Consider the following 24,448-nt stretch of genomic DNA (forward strand, 5'->3'; position numbering starts at 1 on the left):
CGGTGGCAGGAAGCACGCGTGATGGGTATCGTTGGGTTGCAAGGGGTCAGAGAACATATCCGATTGAAGTGAGTATGTTCTCTGACCCCTTTTCTAACCAGCCGGCGGGCATATTCCCCTTTCGGGTCTTGTATTCAGCCGCCCTCCCGACGCAGAACGGATTGCGTCGGCTGTGCCCAGTGCATAGGCACAAAAAACCCACCAGTTTGACGGAGGTGGGTACCGCTGGTTGAGGAGTTTCGACGCTCCTTGGAAGTGAGTTTGCGAAGGTAGGGGTGTGGTGTCAACTCACAGTTTTAGCGAGGGCCAACAAGATTCAAAATTGTCGCCGAGCCGCTTCATTTCGCCCGCATCGCCTTGATCAGAAAATTGAGAGCCAGGGATGCAACTCTGGCAAGCAGATAAGCGATGGCTGCACAAACTCCCAGCAGCCCCACGAATAGCACGCCTTGAAGAGGAGTGAGCACTTCCTTCAAAGGAACACCGCTCGGCACGCCCAGAAAGGACGCGCATAGCCAACCGAGGGACACCATGAAGATCCCAAAGCAAATTGAGAAAAAGTAGCCGTGTACTTTCCATGGGTCTTCGTTCATTTCATTCTTCAACGAAAGCAACCTGTATCTACTGACATTGTTTGGCGACAACGTCCTTGCGCTCAAGAGCGTCGCTCAGCAGGGTGTCGTAAAGCTGCAGGCGAATTCTCATGAGGGTTCCTGCGGTGATGATCAAGTAGAGCAGCACCAGGAACAATCCCAACATCATTTGCCAACCGGGCATGCTTAGCAAGTCTTTCCAGTTGCGTAGAAAAAGGTACACGGCTGCCAGCACGGGAAGAATCCCCAAGCGATCAACGCCGCCCGCAAGCAAGCCCAGCTTCGCACTCAATTGCCGCTGCGCCAGTTGAGCAGTGCGGCGGTGCTCCGCCAGCGCTTCGAATGAGAATCCGCTCAGCCAGACCACAATGGCGTGGAAATGGGGGTGATCGTGGTCCAGTTGCTTCACCTGGTCCTCTCGCCAGCGCCAAAGCGTCCAGCCCAGAATGCCGTAGGAGCGTACAAGCATGGGCAGCCAGGCGACGAGCAAGATCGCGAAACCCACTTGGGCCATGGTGATCATCCACATGGCTGGGGTCATGAGACGGACGAGTACAAAGGGCAGTAGTGTGGTGACTGCGCCAGCCCACCCTATGTAGTTGAGTATGCGGTAGGGCTTCGGGGTGTTCAGTATTTCGGAGGGGCCATCCGGAATGTCTCGGAGCCGGATGTCCAGTTGGGCGAATGACAAATCAGGCATGGTCATTCAGAGGGTCTCCTTGGCCATACATAATTGACGGGTGTCGTTTCACTCAACCCATCTTCGGAGCATGAACTCCGCTCGCCTTGCGCCCGCTATTCCGCAATGCTGCGCCATGGGGCGATAGGATTATTGCGGTGGAAGGTCTCACCAGTCTGGAGATCGATTAGCATTTTCACGCGAGATCTGATTCTTTCGAAAGTCTCTATCCGCAGTGAATCTGAACCCTTCCCAAGATAATGGTGCAAGTAGCCAGCTAATGCGCCGAGCACGATATCTGGCGCGCTCATTCCACTCATACTGCCTTTCTTTTGAATGGAAACCTTAGCGGGGGCGACAGGGCGACGCTCATTCTTATCCGCCAAATATGCATACACATCATCAATGGCAGATTTGATTTTCTGTTCCGATATCTTAGAAGAGTTTGCTTCGACAGTTATGGTAACGGATGCGCCATCCGCGGTTCGCAACATGCGTCCCATGGCCTCTCTCAACAAACCGCAATACACTTCTTCATAGGTTCTGCTCGAAGTCAAGGTATCTGTTACCACGACTGCGCGAAGGGGATGAGTAGCAACATGCTTAGCGACTTTTTCTCTCAGGCTAGGCGTAGCATCCGCCCAGTGAAATCCGCGCTTCCTACTTGTGGCCATCTGGCTAAACGGATCACCTGCTTCCTGCTCGTATGCAGCGACGATCTCGTTCTCGAACTCAACGGGCTTGTGAACATGTACGCAAGCTAGAGCAAGGATCTTAGTTCCATCGGGTTTTGTGAATTCAGACTCGTCGATGAACCAATCAAAGTCGGATAAATTCACAAACTTTCGCGGCTCGAACGAGCGGCCCACTCGTTCATGCTCACAAATGGATGCCCATTGGGCCCTGAGCTTGAATGCAAGCGTAGGTTCAAGACTGGCGATATAGCTCACAGTACCGTCTATCCTATTGACTACGCTTTGCTCAGTAGGTTCTCCGTTCAAGCGCGATACATGCTTTTCTAATCCGTCACGAGCAATGTAGAAGAGCTCTTGGCGAAGTCTCGCCTTCATCGCTCGAGGGGCGTGGGGTCTCAGGGAATCTGCAACGCTTAGTCCTGTTACGTAATGACGTTGTCCGCGCTTTGACAAACGCCATTTCTTGTCATTTGCCTCAAATCCATTGCGCGAGAAGATCTTAACTATGTCTTTACGCTCGGGCAGCAACTTATTGGACGAGAACGTGATGTCGTCGGCATAACGTGTGTAGTTGCAGTCCAGCTTTGCCGCAAGTTCTGAGAATTCAATGTCGAGAGGATGCGCGACGAGATTCGCTATCAATGGGCTGGAATTCAAGCCAAGCGGAAGCTCTTCATTAATCGTCAAGAACTTTGCCAGGATCTTAGAAATATCGCTCCGGATGCCCGCCCCCCTCAAAACTAGTTCCACACGACCAATGGTTATAGATGGGAAAAAGTTCTTGATATCAGCGCCCAGCAATCGTTTGGCGCCTTTGTGTCTCTCTGCGTTATCCCGCGTCGACCTTCCCTTTAGATAGCCGAATGAATCTGGGTGAGGAAATCCCCTTACTCGCGCACCTAGGTAAGCGCTCAAGCACGCAGCAGTGGATTTGTGCGCGAGCTTAAGGGGTATGGAATCTGGTTCCCAGACTAGTCTGTAATCCGGAAGTGAGACGACTTGCGCCCTGATTCCTGTGTTAGCGATCTCAGTAAAGTGGGGTGGCGACCTAGACGGCGCACGTTTCGCTATTTCGTGACGACGATAAAGATCGTGGGGTTTGATGTTCTCCACCACCTCTATAAAAAGTGGGGTGCTAACGCCCAAGGCACGCGCCAGGCCTTCGGTTGATCCTATCGCGCTTAGGTCCGGTACGAACTTAGATATGCTCATAAAGAGGGGCGGATGCTAAACCAGGCGAAGCAAGTGATACCGCGATGGCGGACGCGAGTCGCGCCCTGAACAACAAGTCTAGTCATCCGCCCCAAGCTGCAGCTTAACATGCTAGACCTTCCGAAGCCTTACCACGTCGAGCTGCTTTCACACGCAACACATAGGCTGAGTTGGTCCCATCAGTCCAGCGCGCAGGCTGGGTCGGCTCTATCAACCCAACATTGCAGGGATAAAGGCGGGGGGGGTCGATAGAACTAACCCGGCCTATAGCCCTTTGGTGTGAATTATTTACAGTCCCTAGCTTACTGATCGAGTGTCGGGGTGAGCCCAATGCGTGTAACACTCCAGCCTGCACGGGGGTGCGCGGTGGGTTTCTCACCGCTTGACACGGGGAGAGGGAATGATGATTCCTGTCGAATTGCCGAACAGAGAAAAGGAACGCGGCGTGAGCATCTTGCTGCGTTACAAAGGTATAGCCGTCGATGACGGCATCATGGACGTCTACGACGCCGCGCGGAACATGATGGCGTTTGCCGACTACGTGGTGGTGGCGACCCATGAGATGTACGGTCGAGACGTGGAGGTGAAGGCTGAGGTGAGCGCCTTCAATCAGGGCTCCTTCGAGACCGACTTGATATTCCAGGTCGTGGGCCTTGCCGCCACTATTCTCAGCACCACGCCCGACGTGGCCAGCGTGGTCAACACGGTGAAGGAGTCCTTAGGCCTCTTCCAGTTCCTGCGTGGTGAGCCGCCCGCGAAGGTAGAGCACAATAACGACCAGACAGTCACCGTCACCAACAACAACGGCAACATGACGGTAGTACAGACGGAGTCGCTTACTGTAGTGTTCAACGACAAGGCGGCTCTCGCGGCGCAGAAGTTCGTTGGCGAAGCGCTTGCGAAACCCGGCGTGGACAAGATTGAGATTCTGTCCGAAGGCCAAATGGTGGTTTCTGCAAACGACAACGATGCGGGCTTTTTCCATCCCATCGCAGCGGAGACCCCAGTGGTCGAGCAGTCCCTAAAGATGGGGCTAACGATCCAAGAGCCCAGCTTCAAGGACGGCACCTCTAACAGGTGGACCATGTGGGACGGCGAGAACTCGCTTCAGTTCACGATGGAAGATCCAGAGTTCATCGCCAGAATCGACAACGGCGAACGATTTGGTAAGGGCGACATCTTGGTATGCGACGTGTGCATCACCCAGACCAAGGCCAACAACAAGCTAAAGGTTCAGCGCGCCATCTTGCGCGTACACAGTCACCAGACAGGACCCGGGCAAGCTGACCTACGCTTGACCCTCGACTAATAGATAGCATGCCGTGTTGGTACGGTTCTAACCCTAGGTTGGCTCAAAGAGTAGGGGTCAGAGTGCGCTTCTTGAAAACGCTCTACGACCCCTTTCCTTAGCGTCCTTTCCCTTCGGCGGGTTCATGGACTACCCTTGCCTAAGGCCCGGTCGCGAGTCGAAAAAGATAATTTGGTACGTAGTATGTGCGAACGGGCAGGTATTTAGGGAGTAAAGATGAGCGGCAGCGGCGGTGCGGCGGCACATGCGGGAATAGATTTTCAGCAGCGCATAGCGGCATTGGTGATGCTGCAAATGCTTGTTGGAACTAAGAACTACGTTGCTCTTCAGTTGGGCGATGCACTGGATGTTAATGAGCTCCGATTCGAGACCGACGATGCGATTGATGATCTCGTACTCAATACATCCCGCGGGCGGGTATTCATTCAGGCTAAGCGGACCATCCATCTTTCATCCGGAGAAGGTTCTGAGTTTTCCTCAGTCATCCGGCAGTTCGTCCGACAACATATATATGACGATAGCCCTAGCGATGTGTATCTCTTAGCGACTTCGTCTCGCTCATCACGCAGGATCACACAGGAACTAAAAAGAATCACAGATTCCAGACGTCTAAACGAATCCAGCAGCGATGCGAATCCCGCCACTCAATCCGAGATGGAGGTATTGGCAAAGACTAGGGAGCTGGCAGAGGCCCATTATTTGGATCTGATCAAGCAGAAAATGCCAGCCGAAAGTTTTGAGCATATCCTGCGAAAGATGCGGGTCGCTCTTTTGGACATTGAATCAGGCTCCCCGCTGGAATCCGCTGTGCTCACACTTATATGCGGACATGCTGATCTACCAGCTAACGTGATCTGGGGGGCGCTTATTGCATTCGCTGTATCACTAGCTAAAGATCGCCTTTCAGTCGATAGGAGCGGCCTTGATAGCAAGATGAGCGCCATGTTCCGCTCCCGGACAATCACTCAAACCGACGAGACGACACCAAAGCTGTTTTCGCCTTTCCAGCTAGATGGTCATTTGTCTTCGGGTCGTGATGTCATTCTCGTCGAATCGTTCGTCGAGAGTTCCGATTATCTAATTATGGAGTTGTTCCGATTCAACGACGATGGGAGCCGCCGACTTCGCTACTCCCATGGCAACGTTCACTTACTGAATGGCATGAAGTTGCGCGTCTTGCACCGCACTGCCACTTTTGCAGGGATGGAACGTTTCCTCGAAGAATGCTCTCCATTGAATAATGATGATCGCGTCAATCTGCTTCTGGCAAACGACACGGACGGAGTCGAGGCTGAGCCATTTGTGATTGCTCATGAAGCGCTTTGTAGAAAACTTCTTTCGTCTAGCGGACCAACTTTACGATGCGTGCGTTGTGGAGACCCAGTTTCGGAATCATCAACGCCATCCATAGAAATAGACGAGGAGGATGCAGAACTCCAAGTGGGGCTTTGCCATAGAGATTGCGTTCGACCGACAGATAGGGTGATCGGTGTAATCCGTTGCGATTTCTTCGAAAGCAATAAATCTTTAAGAAACTTCAATTACGACCAATGGTTCGGTTTGTTGCCTCGAGGGCAAGGCGTATTTCGAAGCGCAGGGCAACTACCAGGCGTGAAGGTAATGCTGTGGAACCCGGGTTTCAAGCACTCCACCTTCGGGCAATGGTGTGTACGTATTGACCTCGTTGATGGTAGTGCCAGATATGCACACGAACGCGGACGTGTGGCACGCTGCGGACTGCAAGAAGCAGAGGAGCAGGCGACCAACTTAAACGAAAGCTTTGAGTCCGCGAAGTTGAAAAGCGACCCGTGGTGCTACACGTCGGTTAGCGACACATTTACGACGTATGTCGCCGCTATGAAATATATGAGTGCAGATGAGTCGTGTACCGAATGCGTCGGTGCTACAGCGACGCGTTATAGCGCTTCGATTGGCGGAAGCTATTCCGAGGTCGATGGTTACTACGCGCCGCTGATGATGTTACTTGAAGAAAGCTCGGGTGATCCCATCGCATTCCAGAACACAATCTTCCTGCTGACCGAACCATTGAGCCTAGAAAAATATCTTGAGAGCTGGCGCCGGGCCGGCCTGATAGTACCCAGATTTATCGTATCCATTATCGCCACCGACGCAGAGTTCGATACGCTCATGCGCCAGCTACACGAACGCGACCTGACAGTTCTCGTTGACCCTCTACTAGATCCCTCGGGCGGACTTTCCAGAGGAATTCGTATTGATAATTTCGAAGAAGTTATGCGCACTGGCAAGTTAGCGCGCCTAGAAGAAACCTGACCCTTGAGCCCCTCGAAACCAATCCATTTCCACCAGCCCGGCGAACGAACTGCCCGATTTCAATCTAAAAATGGGACGAAGACAACTAAGCGTGCAGGCTGGGTTGGCGAACCAAACTTATGGCTTTGAAAGACCAGCCATTTTTCTGTCGCGATATTTTATGAATGCGGGGTCAGTTCTCTTTGGCCATATGTTCCGTTGCAACATCGGAACTCCTTTCACCACCTGATCCAAGGCTCGGCCGCGATACTTCTTCAGCAGACTTTCCTTCTCATTTTCGAATCCCTTGGTCACCAGTATTCTGACCGTCCGCACCAAATCGAGGAACTCCTGCGCAAGTACGTCACCAAGCGCGCTAATTCTTTCAGGTTTCATTGGACCGACATAGACCAGCTCCAGTGAACCTGCGCCGTTAAGTTGAAGAGATGCAGTAATTTCATAGCTATCCCCAACGCCTAGTCGATGTGTGAACATCTAGTCACGCAGATACATCATGAAGAAATGCGTTTCGAGATGACCCGGGGAAAGCTTAGATAGAACTGTTTCGTTGGCCGGCCAATGAGCTGGGCTGAAAGCACGGAAGTACTTGATGACGGCAGCCGTCCAGCAAGCTTCGCGCTGAGTTCCTTGGGTCACTCCGCATAGCTCTAGCAATTCTTCAGAAAGCCATAGATCGTAGTGGGCGCCTGCCCATGACTCGAGCTTCTTGTTGGGCTGAAGGAGGCGGTAGTACCCAGGCTGAGTTATTGACATGGATCTAATCCGACGAAGTCAAAAACTGGCGGTCAGAAGTATAGATGTAGAGAAACGCGCTCTGACCCTGTTTTTGCACTGTTGTTCGAGCCCACGAATATCGAGATATCGTCTGCGAGCTCAATATGCGCCTCTTTTAGGCGCCGAAAATTTCGCAATCGATACGAATGAAGATGCACGTTAGTCCCTGGTTTTTGTTTTCATAAAAATGTAGGAATGGGCAACGAATCTCTACTGCTGCGTCGTCCTCGCATAGTCAGATTTATGCGCTTGACCGCCCAGCTCGCATCGAAGCATCCGAGATCAATTGAAGCAACGTAAGTAGTTCACACGTTGCGTGTAGAGCAAAAAAAGCGCTCATTGAGCGCTTTTTTATAGAGACAACCTTGTGGGTTGAAGCAAAAGCCGCTAGCGAAGAGCCTCTGCCCATCACCTACGAAAGGTGACTGAATTGACTATCCGCTACTGGTTGGCATGCATAAGGCTCTAGTAGCGTCGCGGCGGACACGCAAAAGAGGCTAGTTTCAACAAAGGCCGCGCAATTACTTTTCAATTCAACTATTTAGCGATACCACCGAACTTTCGCTACCAAGCCTATGCCAAGCTTGGAGTTGATCAACGAAGATGTAACTGGCGAGCTGGCGACTACTAGCCCAGGCCATCCACACCGCGATACGTCAGGCAACCTTAAGTTGAAGTCGCACCAAGGTCGCCACCGGTTGCTACAAGCCACCAAAGCCAAATCAACGGAATGCTGATGACAAGGGATGCAACCGAGAACGCTGCCGCGAACCCTATGGAAAGCAGAAGCGCACCGGGCGTGTACCAGAACGCCACACCGAGTACCAATGCCCCGATCCAACAGATGAATGCAAGAATGCGGCGAGACAGCCAGCGAAGTTTATGAAGCACCCCCGTAGCTATGGATATGGAAGCGAAGACGGAGCCCAACACAAGCAGATAAAACACCATAATTCGAGGTGGCTGCATGGATTCCAGTGCAGTGGCAGGCACGAATCCGACTAGCAGCAGCAACGCAAACGGAATCGTGGCAGTGGGGATTGCCGCAATAAGCGAGGCCCTTAGGATGCGCATAGAGGGCATGAATATGGGCCGAGTCGCCTAACATCTGAATTAAACTGGCCCCCGAAGCGGCTCGATCTGAATGAACTGTTAGGCCGCGACCCGGAGCAGGTAACACCGGAAGCGGCCCACAATGCTTCGAACTGCTCTTGTGCCATTGCTTCTCCGAAAGAATATGCTAACTGCATAGTTGTCTCCAACCAGAAGCCAGTCGTTGTCACTTGGACCCGCGACAACGTGCTATTGGCATTACTTCGGAGAAGAATTCATATTCCTGCCACCTACGATCAACAACGATGCGAAGAAAATGATGGCCCAAGCAATATTGTAGGAAATCAACTTCTGCACAACTCCTATCAGTTCTTTATCCATGATAGCCGGGTATTCAAACCAAATAAGCGCAATTAGGTTTAGACAGATAGCTCCCGCAAGAAATGATGTGATCGAACTTTTTGGAAAAATCTTTACCGCAACAGACAGCGCCATTGTTGGAATCAGCAATATCAATGCTCTGATAGTAATTAGATAAAAATAGGACAATATGAGGATCGAGCCTTCATTGTCATTGTCTGAATAATTCAAGAGCATGCTGATATACAAGGCCAACAACAAAGTCGCAGCCATACCCATTTGCGCTAGAAATAGCCGCGTTGCCGTTAGCATTCTATTTTCCATTGGACCCACGACAACGATAGCTCCATCTTCGTCTAGACCGATCTCTCGCCATGGACAGCCAGTTTCGTCAAACTCAATCATCCAGGAGCGAATGAGGTGGAGCTTGCACTTGTAATTGTGATTTGCCGTATCGATTGACAAGAGCATTCGCCCGAACCAACCTGAAGGCTTGACCCATTTCACAGATAGTGCAGGCATGCACCCGCTGGCTGCATGTCACTTTCAGACCTTGAACACCTCAATATCTTTGATTACGAAGTTGGGACTTGGCGGCCTGAATTCTTCTTTATTTGAGGAAAATTCAATGTAAAAGAAGCATCCCAGGACAACGAACAGGTCAGCAGTAATAGAAAGCTCATCGCCATATACGATATGGACACGCGCCAACTTTCTTTCCTTCTCTGAAGCTTCCCATTTCAATGGGAAGTCAGTTCTCGGCTTTCCAAAGTACTTCCAGTAAAAATATACAACCAGCTTATTCTTGTCTTCGTCGTAATCACGATGTGTCGAATTCAATGAATCTACTTGTGCCCGGAGGATGCGGGCGTCCTCCAGATCCAGCTGGTCGATTACCGACTGAATGATCAAAGTCTCAAAACTATTGAATGCATTCTTCTTTGAGAAGATGGTGCGATGCATTTTCTCGATAAATGATCTATTGGTTATCGCAGCCATGTCCGCTCCCGACTTGAATGCTAGGCCGCGGCCCACGTCCGCGCGTTGATAGTTCATCTTCGCCAAATCAACACGGAAATAGTGACCAGAAATCAATCCGGATCAACCGTTGCCCGATGCAATCTGTCTACAGTTACGTAGCCGACCAAATCATCGACTTCATCGTAGAAAGCCGTAACAGCGAACCTATCACTCATAAATGGTTGGACTAAAATTATCTTGTTTGGCTCTATTTCCTGCAGTGCTTCAACAAGCGAAGAGAGTCCACACTCAATAATTCCGCTCCGTCGAGAGTTGATAAGTCTATTGCTGAATATTCTCAACAAATCACCTGCGGTGCTTTTTGCATCTTCTTCAGTCTGCCCAATAAAGCGCATACCTATATCCGCCAATGCGGCGATTGTTGTTTCAACACATTTGTCTCTGGGTAGCGCATAAATCCGAGTGGATAATTTTCTTTGCTTGTTCATTGTGGTTATCAAGCGCGAAGGTTATTTCTCGCTCACTATTTTTTCTTCTCGCAGGTAACCCTAGCTGGATTACTAGTTCCCCCCTCTGCCGGTTCAAAAGAACATGATTTCACTACGCCGAGATTCTTTATCAACACGGCAGCAGAATCTGAGTATCTGCACTCTATCCAAATATTCTCACCCGCGAACCCCCAAATGCTAGAGCCATTCTTACCGGGTACAGGCTGTAGAGAGCGACGACGCGATGGTTCACCGCTATAAACAGTTACTCTTTCCAATAAGCGCGGTCGCTTCTCGATTCGGACATCCCAGCCCGTACTAACCGCAACAACTTGTGTGTCCTGAATCGTCGCAGGGCAGCCCGATACTTGGATTCCAGTAGCTAGTAGTAGTGCATACATGACCATATCGTTCACCAGATAATTGTGGAAAAGCTTGAAGCTGAATTAACATAATTTGTATGCGCGTTTGATCCCTGATACCTCCATGGAAGATCTCTGTACTGAAGACTCGTTCCGTCCCACTGGTCCAAAACATATATTCCGTTTCCGTCTTGCGAAAACGCTATGAAAATAGCCGCATGCTTTACATCCCCACTGGGATACCTTCCGTTCTCATCAAAAGTTGCAATAGCAGTTCCAACTTCTATCTGCATTCCTGGAACAATGGGGCGTCCCGCCCTCCACTCCCAAGTTGGCGCTGCATCAAATACACGCCGGTGCTTGATAAGTTCTGCACAATGCGTGTCACCATCATTGTCCTCATCAAATGCTTTGATGAAAGCACTCTTGGAAAGCTGCTCGGCCATACTCCAAGCATCTCGATATACATGCTCGCCTGGCGGAGAAGTTCTGACCCCTGGCATGTCGTTTCGCGTATGATACTCAGTCGAGTATGTATTAACCGGCCTTTGCTGTAGGCCTCTCGGATCGGCTGCTATTAATGGGCTTCCGCCCACATACCCGAAGGTACTGACCCCACCCCATAATCCGATCGGGTCGCTTTGCGTGTAGCGCCCTACTCTCGGCTCGTAATCGCGGTAATAGTTGTAGTTCATACCGCTGGCGCTGTCGTAACGCTGACCAGGAAAGCGCAGGTCATAAACGAAATCGATACCGTCTGCGTCTGGATCCGTAGCCGCCACACTGCTTCCAAATACCTCGCTCTTCAAATCCCATATCCAGATCGCCTTTTGCCGGGTCGCATCAATCACCGCTCGCGGCGTCCCCAGATGATCGGATTCGACGTAGTGCAAGGCGTCATTTGCAATTACACCTACCGGTTGATCATCCATCCAAACATACTGGTGCAGTGGCGTGCCGGTTGAGTTGTACTGGCCCAGCGTATGGCCAGCCTCGTCATAGATGAAAACTGTACTGGCGCTGGTAACACGCCGCACTTGCTCACCCAAGCCGTTGTACTCGTAGGTAGCCTTGACGATGCCAGCCTGTTTGGTCACGCTCATGCGACCAGCATCGTTGTAGGCATACTCCCGTGCGGTACCACCACTCGCAGTAAGGTTGCCTGCCGCATCGTAATCGCGCGCCACCCCGTCCACCTGGGTAAGACGATGGCTGGCAGCTTCATAGGTATAGGCCTGTGCCGCCGCCGCACCCAAAGCTACGCTGGTGCGGTTACCCGTAGCATCGTAAGTGTAGGTCTCAATAGCGGCGTTGGTACTGCCATCACTGGTTCTGAGCAACCTTCCCCGCGCATCGTAGGCATACTTTGTCTTGGGAGTGGTAGCCAATGCCGCATTTGTTAGCTGCGTCAGGTAGCCTGCGTTGTCATAACGCAATCCAATATCCAGGCCGTTGACTCCTGCGTCTTTGATGGTCGATGCACGGTAGTCCTTATCGTAGACCCTATTCAATGTGCGGCCGTTGCCGAAGGTCCAGCCCGATGACGGACCGGCTGGGTAGTAAGTCGCATTGCCTAGCAAAACCTGCCGCGCCCCGCCTCCCAAGGCGACACCAATCTCTCTGATGCGGCTCTGTGTATCACGCGTATAGTCCACCACCGCACCATCAGGATAAGTCAATGTCTTTAGCTGATTGGCCAACGTATAGGAATAGCGCACCGTAAATGCCAGACCCGCCGTGCTCTGTACTTTCCGGACTACATTTCCGAAGCGGTCGTAGCAGTACTCGGTAGTACCACTCTGATCGGCCATCTTGGTCAGGCGGCCAGTCGCGAAGGTCTCGCCGATAGCACAGGCAGCATTGGCGGCGTCGTATGTGTAAGTTACGCCCTCTGCAGTCGTTGGATAAGTGACCGTCAATAGGCGATTCAATGCGTCGTACGTGTAGTTGGAAATTACACCGCGCGCATCAGTCTGACTCTTACGATTCCCAGCGTCGTCATACGTATAGCTTGTTGTTCCGCTGTCCGGGCTCGACTGCTGCCCTAATCGGCCCAACGAATCGTAGACGTAGCTGGTCGCTAAGCCTTTAGGGTCGGTGACCTGTTTCAGATTACCGACGGCGTCATAGCTGTACTGCGTGCCAGCCTGAATACCGCCGGCCTTGGCATCGGCAACACTGCTTATAAGACGGTCAAGATCATCGTATGCCCGCGTGGCTTCCACGAGATTAGGATCAATTATGCTAGTTGCACGACCCGCAGCGTCATAGGTTATGTTGGTTGTTTGCGCTGCTGTTGAGCCAGTGAGCTGAACAAGACGACTCCATTTGTCGTAGACGAAGCTCTGCACGCGGCGCTGTGTGTTCCCGCTGTCGTAAGTCTCTTTTTTTGTTCTATTGCCAACGGAATCCAGCGTATAGCGGACCTCGTTGCCCGCCTGATCCCTGATTTTAGTCAGCCGATCGCGCGCATCGTAAGTCATCGTGATCGTGTTGCCATCCGGCGATGTCAACTGCGTCAGGTTGCCGCGGGCATCGACCTGATACTGGGTGATCGCATCGTCCGTCGTCACTGCGTCATCTGCGCCGCGAACCGTTGACTGTTGCAACCAGCCACGCGGGTGGTAGGTCATCTCCGCAACCACGTTATTGGCGTCCCGTATCCGATTGGGCCGGCCACTGGCGTCATAGCGCAGGAACTCAACTTCCTGATTCAATGCGTTGACGACGGACTTAAGATCTCCCCGTCGGAAGCAGTTGCCGGTTGCTTGATCGCAGCCCGAGGTGTCGGTGCTGCCGTAATAGGTGAATGTGCTGACGTCACTGACATCGGTCCGTGGCCCGTTTATCGACTTGACTAGCGATGTATCTGGACAGGCCGTATTGGTGGCCGCTGCGTCCGCGGCAGAGCAGTAGGTATAGCTGGTCGTCGCAAATGTTCCATCGTCCTTGCGCGCCTTGACGCTGGCGATGGTGATCGGGATGCCGCCTGCGTCGCGATTGAACGTGTACTCGGTACGGAATAACTGCGCGCTGGCCGTCGAGGCAGTCTGCTCACTCGACACCCAGCCGTTGTCATAAGTCCAAGTTTTGGTCACGACCTCGCCACTATCCAGGGTCACGGATTCGGTCAACTTCAGACCTTGAGCGGTATAGGTCGTATCAACCGCCTTCACCAACGCCAGCGTAGTACCGGACTTCTCCCACAGCTCAGTACGCGAGATCTGATTGTTGGCGTCATAGGTGTAGCGAAGTTCGTGCCCATTCGGATCAGTGTTCTTCACCAGATACCCGGCCGCGTTGTACTCGCGGCGGCTGACACGGGTTTGCAAGATGCTGCCGGCGGAGTTCTTGACCGTCTCAGTGACTTCGGTCACGCCGAGCGAAGGGTAAGTCAGAGCAAATGTACTGCTCCCCTCCACCTGCTTGGTCACGCGGTCGCTGGTATCGAAGGTGTTTACGACCGGCTCGGCTCCGGCCCCATCGATGATGGTCGTCAGATTATGCTTGTCATTGGGATCCGCGTACGCAAAGGTCTGCGCGTAGTCGGTGAGTCCTGAAACCGATACTAGGTTGCCTCGCGTCGCCGTACCGGTGACATCGTGCGCATAGCTGATCTGGCGGCCATCGCTGGCGGTCAATGTCAGCAGACGGCCGGTGGTGTCCTCATACACGAAGTTGACGAAGTATCCCGTCAGCGTGTTATCGGCGCCGCGTTCCTGGATCTTGGTGATTCGCGGTTGATAAGCCACCACCATCGGTGCGTTAGGATCGACGGCCCGTGGCGACGTGCCCACCAGCGGCAATTTGCCGCGGCTGTCGTACAGGAATTCCTGCCGCGCACCAGAGCGTTCGACACGGGCGACCAGGCGGCCATCCACATCGTACAGATCACGGCTGCCGCTGCGGTAACGGAACTCATAGGTGCCATCGGGCTTCTCGGTCAGCTGCCCCTGGGACCCGCCCTGCGGAGTGACATAAGCACCACCGCTGAACACATACTTGTCGCGGCGACCGCAGCCGGACCGAATGATGATCGAACCATCTGGATACTCGAACAGGCGCTGATCATGCTCAAACGACCAGCCATAGCCCACCGCACTGTCGTATTCGGCGCGGCTGTCGTAATTACGGACGATTTGAATGGGGAACACCGCACCTATGGCGATATCGGCATAGCTAAGATGCAAGCTGCCATCTTTGGTCCAGATCGGATCGGCGACGCTAGCGCCAGCGAATCCCGTCGAGTTTCCGCCGCCGCAATCGCAGCCTCCGCAGGGTCGCTGCTCAGCGCTACCTGGCTGTGCTTCCTGTGTGTAGGACGCCCGGAATCCATCGGCCTGCGCGGTCGATATGCCTACCCACAGCAGAGCCCCAAGTAATCCACGAATGAAGTAACGCATGTTCTGGTCCTTTGCAGTGCCCGGGGCAACTGCGTGCAAGTGGATTAGCGTTGGGGGGAAACGGATTGCCGGTCGCGGAGATTCACGTAAAGGCCATTGGCAGCCTCGGCTTCGCGCGACTTGCCCATGGCCGAAAGCACCTGGCTCCGGCGCAATTGCACATTGGCCTGGCCCGGACGCAGCTGCGCGACACGATTGAAGGTGGCCAATGCCTGTTGATACTCAGCCCGCTGGAACTGCAGATCCCCACGTAACAGCAGCGCGTCGCCGTCATCCGGCTGCTTGGCCAGCGCTGCCTGGGCCTGGACCAGGGCATCTTCCAAACGCCCCGTGCTGCGGTAGTCCCGGCCCAGCTGTACCCGCTGCGCGTTATTGCGTTGCGCCGGCGGGATGCGTTCGACCATCGCAATGCGCTGGTAGATGTCTTCGGGCAGGGTTATCGGCGGGTCGGCTATCGCTGTCGACGGCGCGATCGATATCGCAAGGATGACCAGAACCAGAACGCGAATCTTCATGGTGCAACCTTCGGAGCAATCGTGGATGCGAGAGCGGCCTTGGGGCGTGCAGCGGGTTTCACCCATACCTTGAGGGTGGCCGCGCCATAGTTACCTTCGTAGCCGCGGATATTGGCGGTGATGTAGTGCTCGCCAGGGTTGACGACCGTGCTGTCCCATTGCCAGGTGATAGGGAGCACGCCGACCTCAGTTTCGAAAACAAAGATGCCGTCGGTATAGAAGGCCGGTTCGAAACGCCGCTCGAGCACACGTGCGCGAACCTCACGCGGCACGTCCAAGCGAATGGGCACTATGCCCGATACCACCCATCGTCCTTCAGCATCGCGTTCTCCACCGCCGAAAAGGCTTAGGTTCACAGGAATATCACCGCGTGTTTCGAGCGGCTGATCGGCGTGGAAGTACATGCGGGTCTTTTCCGGCTTCGTCTGCCGTGCCCGGCTTCCCAGAGCTGGCATGGCCACGAAATGCACCTCGCTGGGGTTCGGCCCTACGAAGATCGTGTTGTTGGGCAAGGTATAAGCCCGCACGGTGGGCGAAAGCATCGGGTGCTTAGCTAGGCTCAGTACTTTCGAGGTGTCCCAACCGTCCCAGGCCTCGATCTGATCTCCCGCATCGCGCGGCACCCAATCGATGACGGTGCGCATATAGGGTCCGTCCATCAGCCCAAAGCGGACATTGACGCGTGCAGGACGGTCCAAGCGATAACGCAGTTTGCCGGTGGCCGCATCCCATTGGGGGTCGGCAACGATCAGCGCTTCGCTGCCGGTCAGATCGGTCAGGTCATGCGTAACCGTGCCTTTATCGTTGGTGGCGACGATTACATAGCTGTAGGCTTCAGGCGGGACGTCCTCCCCTAAGGCATCGGTGCCATCCCAGCTGAGCTTGTGTTCACCTGCGGCCACCTTTTCTGTCTCGCCGCGATAAATCAGCGCATCGCGACCATCGTAGATATGCAGCGTGATTTCTGCTGCTTCGTCAATGGCGTATTGGATGGCGACACTCTCCCCCTTCGTGGGATCGAAGCGATCGCGGTCAACGTGGACGTCAGTGATACGAAACGGGGCTGGTGTAGGTTTTGGAGCGACGGTCGCCTTTGCCGAAGCAGCCCCGACTGACGACGACGTATTGGGAACATCCGATTTACCACAGGCACTCATTGTGACTGATACGGCGATGGCGATGAATACTAAAGACGGGTGATTCATGCGCCCTTCCCCCGTGTAGCGATGACCGGCATGCGAGCGCCATCGATCGTTCGCGTAACAGGATCCATCGTCCGCTTCTTCAGATCGAAACGCCATATGTTCAGCGTGTCATTCCGCGAGGATTCGAATAGCAGCGACTGCCCGTCACCGGACCAGGTGGGACGCGCATCCAAGTCGATATCGTTGGTCAGCGCTTCGGCACGCCCGTTCGGATAACGTAGCCATAGATCGTAGTTGCCGTTGCGATTGCCCGAGTAGGCGATCACACCATCGGGGCGAAGGGCCAGATCGAAATGATAGAGCTCGTTGACCGTCACCTGCTCGGTCGAAAGATCCGCCACCTTCAGGCGCCATATGTCATGGAACTGGCCACCGCTGCCTGAGAGGAAATAGACCCACTGGCCATCGGCCGACCAGGCGGGATCGTGCTGGAGCCCAGGTGCCGAAGTGAGCTTAGTTTGTTCACCGGACAAGACATCGAACATCCACACATCGTTGTCGTAGGTGCTTTCGCTCACCCCGTACGAGAACGCGATGCGCTTGCCGTCGGGAGACACAACGGCATCCTGGATGCCGGGCATCGGCGCTTGAATCGGCTTGCTCTGTCCCGTAGTGACATCAACGCGGAACATCCGGCCATCCTGGAGATTGACCAACAGTTCCCTGCCTCCGGGGAACCAAGAGATGCGGGAGACATCCAGATCTTGTTTGGTGAGCTGCCTCGGGCCGGAACCATCCTCGTCCGCGACCCACACCTGCCAGTAACCCTTGGTTTGGGCGAGATAAGCCAAGGAACTCGACGACGCATCATTCCCGCCCAGCTGACAGGCCGAGAAGATTGCGGCAAGCACTATCAAGCCGCTGAACTGCAGACTGCGGGAAAAACCCGTTGCGAATTTAGGTTGCAACTTCACGGCTGTCATTGCCTCAGGTTGACCACACCGCGATAAACGGTGGTCTGATTGGTCGCCGATGATCTGGCCTCGATTGCGAAGGTGTAAGCCCCTTCCGGCGCAACGCGAATCTGCGAAGGCCTTGCCGGGTCGTAGCCGCGCCATTCGACGATGTAGTCATTCGGTGCGCCCGAGCCGTTTTTTGCCACCTGCAACTGGTTGTCGACCAGCACCACTGCCTCGGGCGCCTGAAGGTCCGTCACCTCCGGTGGCAGCAGCACGAAGCGGACATAAGCGTCATCGCTTAGGCGGTAGGCCATCCGCGTGATTTGCTCGAAGCTGTGCGTCACCAGATAGGGATCGGCTTTCACCTCAACGCTGGGTGCAACGCCGAGACCCGTAATACTCGGTTTGGCGATTAGTACTTGGATCGCGGTCGTGCTTACGTAGGCCGAGTCCGTGGTCAGAATCTCGACTGGGACGGTCACGATCTTGTTGTCAGGTCCTCGGCCATCCCAATAGACCCAATGCGTTCCTGCTGGGTAATAGACGTCTTGGAACGCATAGAACATCGTGCCGCCCTCAGGCCAAATCTCCATGCTGATCAAGCCGGGCGAGCCCAGGGTCACGCTCGCCTTATAGAATTCATTCTTGTAGGGGCGGTACACAGGCGCCGCGTTACCGCTCAGTGAGTCCACCCCTGCCGGCGCTTGCGAGTCGACGACGAATTCATCTAGTCCATCGGTCGCAATGAGCACCGCGCGGTACATCCCGGCAGGCACGATCGCACCTGATGTATCGCGGCCATTCCATGAGAACCCATACTGACCGGCGGTCGCGAAGTCCTGGTTGTATTGATATACCAAGAGGTTGTCGGTCTGCCGACGGATCTGTGTATTGACCGAACCCGGACGGCTGATCGTGAACAACCCTTGCGCGGGGGTCGAACTGTCCAGAGGCTGTATCTGGCGCGAAGTCATGCTCACGCCACTAACCACTATCGCCAATGGCCCTGTGGCCGAGGCAAGTGGCGTGCCGATATCTACCGTTGGAGACGTGGACGAACCGGTATAGATCGTCGCACGAATAGCAACCGGGTCCGTCAGATTCCACCAATTGCCGGTAGCATTGAGGATGGTGGTCGTCGGATTACCGAAGCTCCGGGCATAGTAATTGTTAGTACTGTTTCCGTAGAGATTGTTGCCTGTGACGACCGGAGCTGGGTTTTGCGCCGCCGTGCTGTTGCCTTCCACATAGACGCCGTAATCGTTAGACGTTATTTCGTTTCCATTTGTAATAGTTGGTTGGCTGTTCGCATACACCGAAATACCTTGTGTATTGAAGCGAATTAACGAGCGCTGGAGTGTTCCTTGGCCACCAGCGAAATCCACGCCGTAAGTCGAATGCTGCATCCGGATGTAATCCAGATCCACAGTTCCTCCCGGAGCTACCTGAAGGCCGAACCAATTTCCCTTGCCCGCATAAACTGCCGCAGATTGGAAAACCACGCGATCTGTGCTCGTACCGTGCGCCACAAGACTGCCATTGACCTGTAGGCGGCGCCCCGGCACAAAGCCCAACTCAGCGCCAGCATTTATCGTGAGCGTGGCGCCCGCGCTGACAATGACGTTGCCCAGAACACGATACTCGCCAGGTGTCAGCGTACGGTTCGCGGTGATCGGCCCGATCAATGTAGTTCCCGTAAACGCGGAGACTCCTCCCGCAGAATCCAGATAGCCACCGAAATCTACATAAGGGGAAGTATCTATATTCTTACGGTCATAGATCGTCGGCGAAATAAGCACAGGATTTGGCGTGCCCCACCAGTTGTCGCGAGCGTTAAGTAGGATGTTCGCCGAATCTCCGAAGTCGATGGCTCTGTAATTGTAGATGCGATTTCCGTATAGGCTGTTACCCGTAACGACGGGCAGCGGATTCGATGCAACGGCATTGGCACCATCCGCAACGATTCCGTAATCATTATTCGTTATTAGATTGCCAACACTGATTGTCGGCGTCGCGTTTGTGTTGACGTTGATTCCATACGTGCCGTTACGGATTTCGTTGGTTTGAATCGTCGGCGTGATCTTTGCCGAAGTACTTGCGCCCACCATATTCATGCCAACGACATTGCCGTATAGCCGACTATTCTTGATCGTGCCCGATTGATAGAAGTAAACCCCGGTTTGCGCGCAATAGATATCGGCGTAATTGATCGCGCCTACTGAGCCGACTTCGTATCTAATTCCGTACCAGTCTTCTCGCTCCAAGGCTGCGTTCGTGCATGCTGCAATCGATGGCTTGAATACGACGCGCGAGGCTGAGGTGCCGTTGACGTTCATCGTTCCTTTGACCACAAAGGAGAAATTGTCAACAACTGTGATCTGAGTACCTGCGTTGACCGCCACAGTGATGCCCGGCTCTACCGTGACGGTGCCGAGCATCAAGTGCTCCACGCCGGTCAACGTTTGGTTCGCCACGATCGGACCATTCAGCGTCGGGCCGGTCCACGCGGAAGTTCCACCAGCGGCGTTCAAGAATCCGCTGTAATCGACGATAGGTGCAGCCGCAGAGTCTTCGGTCCAATCGCGGATGCTGCGGGAAATCGCTCCGGCATCTGTCGTCCCCCACCAGTTGCTTGTCGCATTGACACGGGTACTGCGCGCATTACCAAAGGTGTTGGCGTATACATTCCAGCTGGAATTGCTTTGCACGGTGTTGCCGGTAATCACTGGTGCTGGATTTTGGGCGGCCGTACTGTTGCCGGTAATTTGGATGCCGAAACCGTTCCCCGACACGACGTTTCCGCCAGTGATGCTTGGCGAAGTGTTTTGACGAATGACGATGCCATAGGCATTGCCATTGATCTCGTTGGCCGTCGTGATCTGCGGTGTCGTTCGCGCGGGCGACACCGCCAACATATCAATGCCGATGTCGTTGTTCAGCAATCTTGTGTTGTGAATCTCACCGGTACCACTATTGAAGTGAACCGCTTTCGCCGCACAGTGAACCTCAGCATAGTCGATAGTCGCGATGGCACCAGAAACAACTTCGATACCAGCCCAGTCGCTGCGTTCCGTCGCGGTGCCATTGCATGCCACCACCGTCGGTCGAAGCACGGCACGCGCTACGGCCGATCCGGAAATAGTCAAAGTTCCGCGTACTTGCAACTTTGCATCGGGCGCAAAGATAAGTCGCGCACCAGGATCGATGCTTAGCGTGACTCCAGGGTTGACCGTTATGTTTCCAAGAACCTGAGCATCGCCAGGACCCAAGGTTTGGTTCGCGCTGATTAGGCCATTCAGAGTGGTTCCGGTAAAGAATGCAGTGCCGCCGGCCGCTCCTAGATAGCCGCTGAAATCGACGATAGGCGAGTCTGCGGAGCTGTTACTCCAGTCATAGATGCCGGCGGCAATGGCGCCATGATCGGTAGTTCCCCACCAGTTCCCTTTCGCATCTAGCACCGTCGTGGACGGGCTTGCAAAGGCGCTTGCGTAGTAGTTGTAGTTTGTATTTGAGTAGATCCGATTGCCGCCAATAACCGGCACTGGATTCTGAGTTGCGTCGGTACTTCCATATACCCAGACGCCATAGTAGTTTGCCGTGAATAGATTGTTTCCCGATATCGTCGGGCGAGAGTTCTTTTGTACAGATACTCCGTATGAGTTCCCACGAAACTCATTCTCAGCCGAAATGTTCGGGAAGGTGGCTGCCACGGCCGTCGCAGCCTCGGTCCTCACTCCCACCTCATTGTTTAGCAGCCGCGACCGCTGGATAGAGCCAGAACCTCCATTCAAGTAAACACCACGAAGTGCACACTGTATTTCCGCATACTCCAGACTTACCGAGCCGCTTGCCGGAACTTCAATTCCCATCCAGTCTTCGCGACGCGTGTTGACTCCATTGCAACTCGAATTTGCTGCTTTCAGTACGGACAGGGCCGTAGAGGCCCCCCTGATCACGAGATTGCCTTGGCTAAGGATCTTGAAATTACCTGCAGAGTTCACAAGCGCGCCCGGTTGTATCCACAAGGTAATCCCAGGAGCGATTGTCAGATTTCCGCTGAGTGAGTACGCCGTGCCGTCACCCTTGGTCCACACCGTGTTCTGCGAAATCGTCCCGGTTTGGGTACGTGGCACGCTATGGGTGTAGCTGACCTCTACCGTGTTGGAGGCCACACTGGTTTCACCCGCCGTGTTCGATGCAGTTACGTATATCGTGTTGGTTCCATCCTCCAGCGGCACCCATGTGGAAAACGTACCCGAACCATTCGCAAGAGTGCTTCGCGTGAAACGGCCATTCACATAGAAGTTGACGTTGCTATCCGCTTCCGCCGTGCCGCTCAGAGTGATGGGGTTAGCCGTACTCGTGGCTGGCGGTACGGTAATCACTGGCGCTGCCGGCGCGGTTTTAGGCCGTACCAACGTGGCGGTGCTTTTTAAATCTGCCTTGTCGGGAGCCGATCTGATTGCATCATCGCGGGGGATGTCGATCGTTGGCATATAGCGAAAGACATGCACGCCCGAATCCGAGACCAGCATCGTTTCTGGCACCACCACGCGCAGGCGATTCTGACCCTGGGCAGGGTGCAAGGTCACGGCAAAATCGCCACGTTCGTTCGAGAGGGTCTTGGTCACCACCTGACCATTGAGCTCGACATGCAACGTCTGATGCGGATCCGCAAGGCCCGTCAGATGGACTTCGGCGTCATAAACCGTCTGCGGCAGGGGATACAGCAGGATGTCCGGCTCGGAGAGCTTTACCGCAGCAATTACAGCCGGCGCTAGCAGCGCCAGCAAAAGCATAACCGCGTAACGCGGCTGCTTCATCAGCCGTTTCCATCCTCGTTGCGCACTGCTTCCGTTCATAGCCATGCGGTAGTTCCTGCGGACGTGTCGAGATGGCGTTAGACGCCGAGATTGTGGTGGCTGGACGCGGCCGCGCTAGCTTTGCGCAGACCTACTCTTTGCTGACGACTTCGTATCGCTGACCAAACACGTGCGGCCACCAGCAACGTCAGGCTCGAACCCGTGAACAAGAAGATGTAGCGCAGCGCACCATCGCGCGTCTCGCTACCGATACCAATCGAGTGCAACAACGCAAATGCGAACACGCCGATCCAGAGCATGTGCACCTTCTTCCACGCCCGCGTACCGCGATGGGTGCGCCAACCCGCGAAAAGCGCGATAGCCAAGAGGTAAAGTGCAAAGGCCCCAAACGTTATGAAGAGAAAGTAGTAGCCGTGGTCGAAGTTCGGCAATAGCAGGTCCCACGCCACCACTTTCTTGCGCAAGGACGAGGCGACAACAAACAGACCCACATGGGCCGCAATCAAGAATCCCGTAGCTGAGCCAAATACGATATGGGCACGACGGTTCAACGCAGGGAACCCACGGAACATCGGCACACGGGGCGCCATTGCGAGCAGCGCCTGCGCCCAGAACAAGCCGATCGCCAGCAAGCCCGCGAGCTTTGCGAAGATGAAAATGGACTGGCCCGGCGGCAACGCATGCGTGAAGTAGGCCGATGGATCCCCAACCGACCGCCACCAAGTCACGATCGGCGCAATGAGCACCGCCGCAACGATGCACCAGACGACCTTTGAAACCAGCTTGCTTCCTTGCATGTGGGCGTCCTCAATGTTTGGCGGTGGCTTTGGCCTTGCATGTGTTCGGGGAATCGATGCACTCGGTGAAGCGACGCTGGCCGTCGACTTCGGTCATTGCGGCGGATCCGATGGTCGGCAAGCCTTCCTCGACCCAGCCGCGAATACCAAAGGGGTTCAGGATCACCGAGTTCTGTACGCCGGCGTCCTTGAGAGCCTTGGCCATCTCGAATCCACGGAAGTCCTTGATGCAATAACTGACGACGTAATCCGCGGACTGCACACGCTGCACGACGCTTTCATCGAGGTCGCGGATAGGCAGGTTCAACGCGCCAGGAATGTGACCTTCGAGAAACTCGTCTTCTTCGCGGACATCGACGAACACCACTGACTTGCCGCGCTTCATTTCTGCCAATAAATGCTCGATCGGAACTTGCGCGACGATTTGGCCAGGGGCTGGCTGGGTTGCGATCTGATCACAGTCCACCGCTAGCGCGTCGGACGAAATGGCTTTGCTCGATTCACGGGCGTCGCGAATCGCTGAATGCACAGCATCGAAGAACTTGAGGTAGCAAGCTGGCAAGGTCGTGTCGCGACCGTAGCGTTCCTGCAGCGATCGGAACGCCCGCTCCACTACAGGCGAGTCGGCGTCTGCGGCCGCGCCCCAAGCGCCGATTTCAATGTCATGGACGATGCGTCCAAAACGCCGCGTATCTGGATCATCCAGTTGATGATTCGCGCTGACAATCTCGAATGCAGACAACTTGCCTTGGCGCTGCATGGCCGAACCAGGGACATCGAATGCGATGCCTTGTGGCAGTTCTTTGCCGATATCAACGACGTTGAGTTGCGCGCCTGGGCTGATGCGTTTTGTGAGTAGCCACGCGGTAGCCCACTTGTCGGGCCCCAATCCATGTTCGGTCACGTAGACCACCGGCTCTGCGCCGCAGCCTGTGAGCAAGGTGACGCTCAATGCGAGCCCGCCTGCCCATCGCCAAATCCTTTGACGTCCTGATCCTTTCACAACGG

General features: G+C 54.4%; 17 protein-coding genes. 2 read left to right on the forward strand and 15 right to left on the reverse strand.

Annotation, left to right across the window (positions count from 1 at the left end):
• Positions 1 to 338 precede the first annotated feature (338 nt).
• From J2W94_RS07425 to J2W94_RS07435, 3 genes are all read right to left on the reverse strand, one after another.
• Positions 339 to 593, reverse strand: coding sequence for a hypothetical protein (locus J2W94_RS07425; protein ID WP_310091781.1), 255 nt, complete (start codon positions 591 to 593; stop codon positions 339 to 341).
• Between the two features lie 28 nt (positions 594 to 621).
• The gene (locus J2W94_RS07430) at positions 622 to 1,299 is read right to left on the reverse strand and encodes a hypothetical protein (RefSeq protein ID WP_310091784.1); all 678 of its coding nucleotides are present in this window, start codon (positions 1,297 to 1,299) and stop codon (positions 622 to 624) included.
• 89 nt (positions 1,300 to 1,388) lie between these two features.
• Positions 1,389 to 3,179, reverse strand: a complete 1,791-nt coding sequence (locus J2W94_RS07435) for a reverse transcriptase family protein (RefSeq protein ID WP_310091787.1) — start codon at positions 3,177 to 3,179, stop codon at positions 1,389 to 1,391.
• Between the two features lie 400 nt (positions 3,180 to 3,579).
• Here J2W94_RS07435 and J2W94_RS07440 point away from each other — a divergent pair, with 400 nt between their 5' ends.
• The gene (locus tag J2W94_RS07440) at positions 3,580 to 4,488 is read left to right on the forward strand and encodes a hypothetical protein (RefSeq protein ID WP_310091790.1); all 909 of its coding nucleotides are present in this window, start codon (positions 3,580 to 3,582) and stop codon (positions 4,486 to 4,488) included.
• A gap of 216 nt (positions 4,489 to 4,704) precedes the next feature.
• Positions 4,705 to 6,780, forward strand: coding sequence for a hypothetical protein (locus J2W94_RS07445; RefSeq protein ID WP_310091792.1), 2,076 nt, complete (start codon positions 4,705 to 4,707; stop codon positions 6,778 to 6,780).
• Positions 6,781 to 6,897: 117 nt separating this feature from the next.
• On the opposite strand, the gene J2W94_RS07450 is transcribed toward J2W94_RS07445, so the two are convergent.
• From J2W94_RS07450 to J2W94_RS07500, 12 genes are all read right to left on the reverse strand, one after another.
• Entirely contained in the window at positions 6,898 to 7,254 is a 357-nt protein-coding gene (locus J2W94_RS07450) for a hypothetical protein (protein WP_310091794.1), read from the reverse strand.
• A 1,611-nt stretch (positions 7,255 to 8,865) separates the two neighbouring features.
• Positions 8,866 to 9,489 carry a hypothetical protein gene (locus tag J2W94_RS07455; protein WP_310091796.1) on the reverse strand — a complete coding sequence of 208 codons (624 nt, stop codon included), beginning with the start codon at positions 9,487 to 9,489 and terminating at the stop codon, positions 8,866 to 8,868.
• A 24-nt stretch (positions 9,490 to 9,513) separates the two neighbouring features.
• A complete protein-coding gene (locus tag J2W94_RS07460; RefSeq protein ID WP_310091798.1) occupies positions 9,514 to 10,023 on the reverse strand; it encodes a hypothetical protein in 510 nt (169 codons plus the stop codon).
• 35 nt (positions 10,024 to 10,058) lie between these two features.
• On the reverse strand, positions 10,059 to 10,436 hold the full coding sequence (locus J2W94_RS07465) for a hypothetical protein (protein ID WP_310091800.1): 378 nt from the start codon (positions 10,434 to 10,436) through the stop codon (positions 10,059 to 10,061).
• A 35-nt stretch (positions 10,437 to 10,471) separates the two neighbouring features.
• Positions 10,472 to 10,843, reverse strand: coding sequence for an STY0301 family protein (locus J2W94_RS18155; RefSeq protein ID WP_430540593.1), 372 nt, complete (start codon positions 10,841 to 10,843; stop codon positions 10,472 to 10,474).
• Between the two features lie 5 nt (positions 10,844 to 10,848).
• The gene (locus tag J2W94_RS07470; RefSeq protein ID WP_310091802.1) at positions 10,849 to 15,201 is read right to left on the reverse strand and encodes a BPSL0067 family protein; all 4,353 of its coding nucleotides are present in this window, start codon (positions 15,199 to 15,201) and stop codon (positions 10,849 to 10,851) included.
• A 44-nt stretch (positions 15,202 to 15,245) separates the two neighbouring features.
• Positions 15,246 to 15,716, reverse strand: a complete 471-nt coding sequence (locus tag J2W94_RS07475) for a tetratricopeptide repeat protein (protein ID WP_310091804.1) — start codon at positions 15,714 to 15,716, stop codon at positions 15,246 to 15,248.
• The gene (locus tag J2W94_RS07480; protein ID WP_310091806.1) at positions 15,713 to 16,921 is read right to left on the reverse strand and encodes a FlgD immunoglobulin-like domain containing protein; all 1,209 of its coding nucleotides are present in this window, start codon (positions 16,919 to 16,921) and stop codon (positions 15,713 to 15,715) included. The genes J2W94_RS07475 and J2W94_RS07480 overlap by 4 nt, the downstream gene beginning before the upstream one ends.
• Positions 16,918 to 17,835, reverse strand: a complete 918-nt coding sequence (locus tag J2W94_RS07485; RefSeq protein ID WP_310091808.1) for a TolB family protein — start codon at positions 17,833 to 17,835, stop codon at positions 16,918 to 16,920. The genes J2W94_RS07480 and J2W94_RS07485 overlap by 4 nt, the downstream gene beginning before the upstream one ends.
• 5 nt (positions 17,836 to 17,840) lie before the next feature.
• Positions 17,841 to 22,643: a NosD domain-containing protein gene (locus J2W94_RS07490; protein WP_310091810.1), complete on the reverse strand. Its 4,803-nt coding sequence runs from the start codon at positions 22,641 to 22,643 to the stop codon at positions 17,841 to 17,843.
• 77 nt (positions 22,644 to 22,720) lie between these two features.
• A complete protein-coding gene (locus J2W94_RS07495) occupies positions 22,721 to 23,440 on the reverse strand; it encodes a hypothetical protein (RefSeq protein ID WP_310091811.1) in 720 nt (239 codons plus the stop codon).
• Between the two features lie 10 nt (positions 23,441 to 23,450).
• On the reverse strand, positions 23,451 to 24,392 hold the full coding sequence (locus tag J2W94_RS07500; protein WP_310091813.1) for a chromate resistance protein ChrB domain-containing protein: 942 nt from the start codon (positions 24,390 to 24,392) through the stop codon (positions 23,451 to 23,453).
• Positions 24,393 to 24,448: the final 56 nt, after the last annotated feature.

The organism is Pseudoxanthomonas sacheonensis (assembly GCF_031455975.1).
GTDB classification, from domain to species: Bacteria; Pseudomonadota; Gammaproteobacteria; order Xanthomonadales; family Xanthomonadaceae; genus Pseudoxanthomonas_A; species Pseudoxanthomonas_A sacheonensis_A.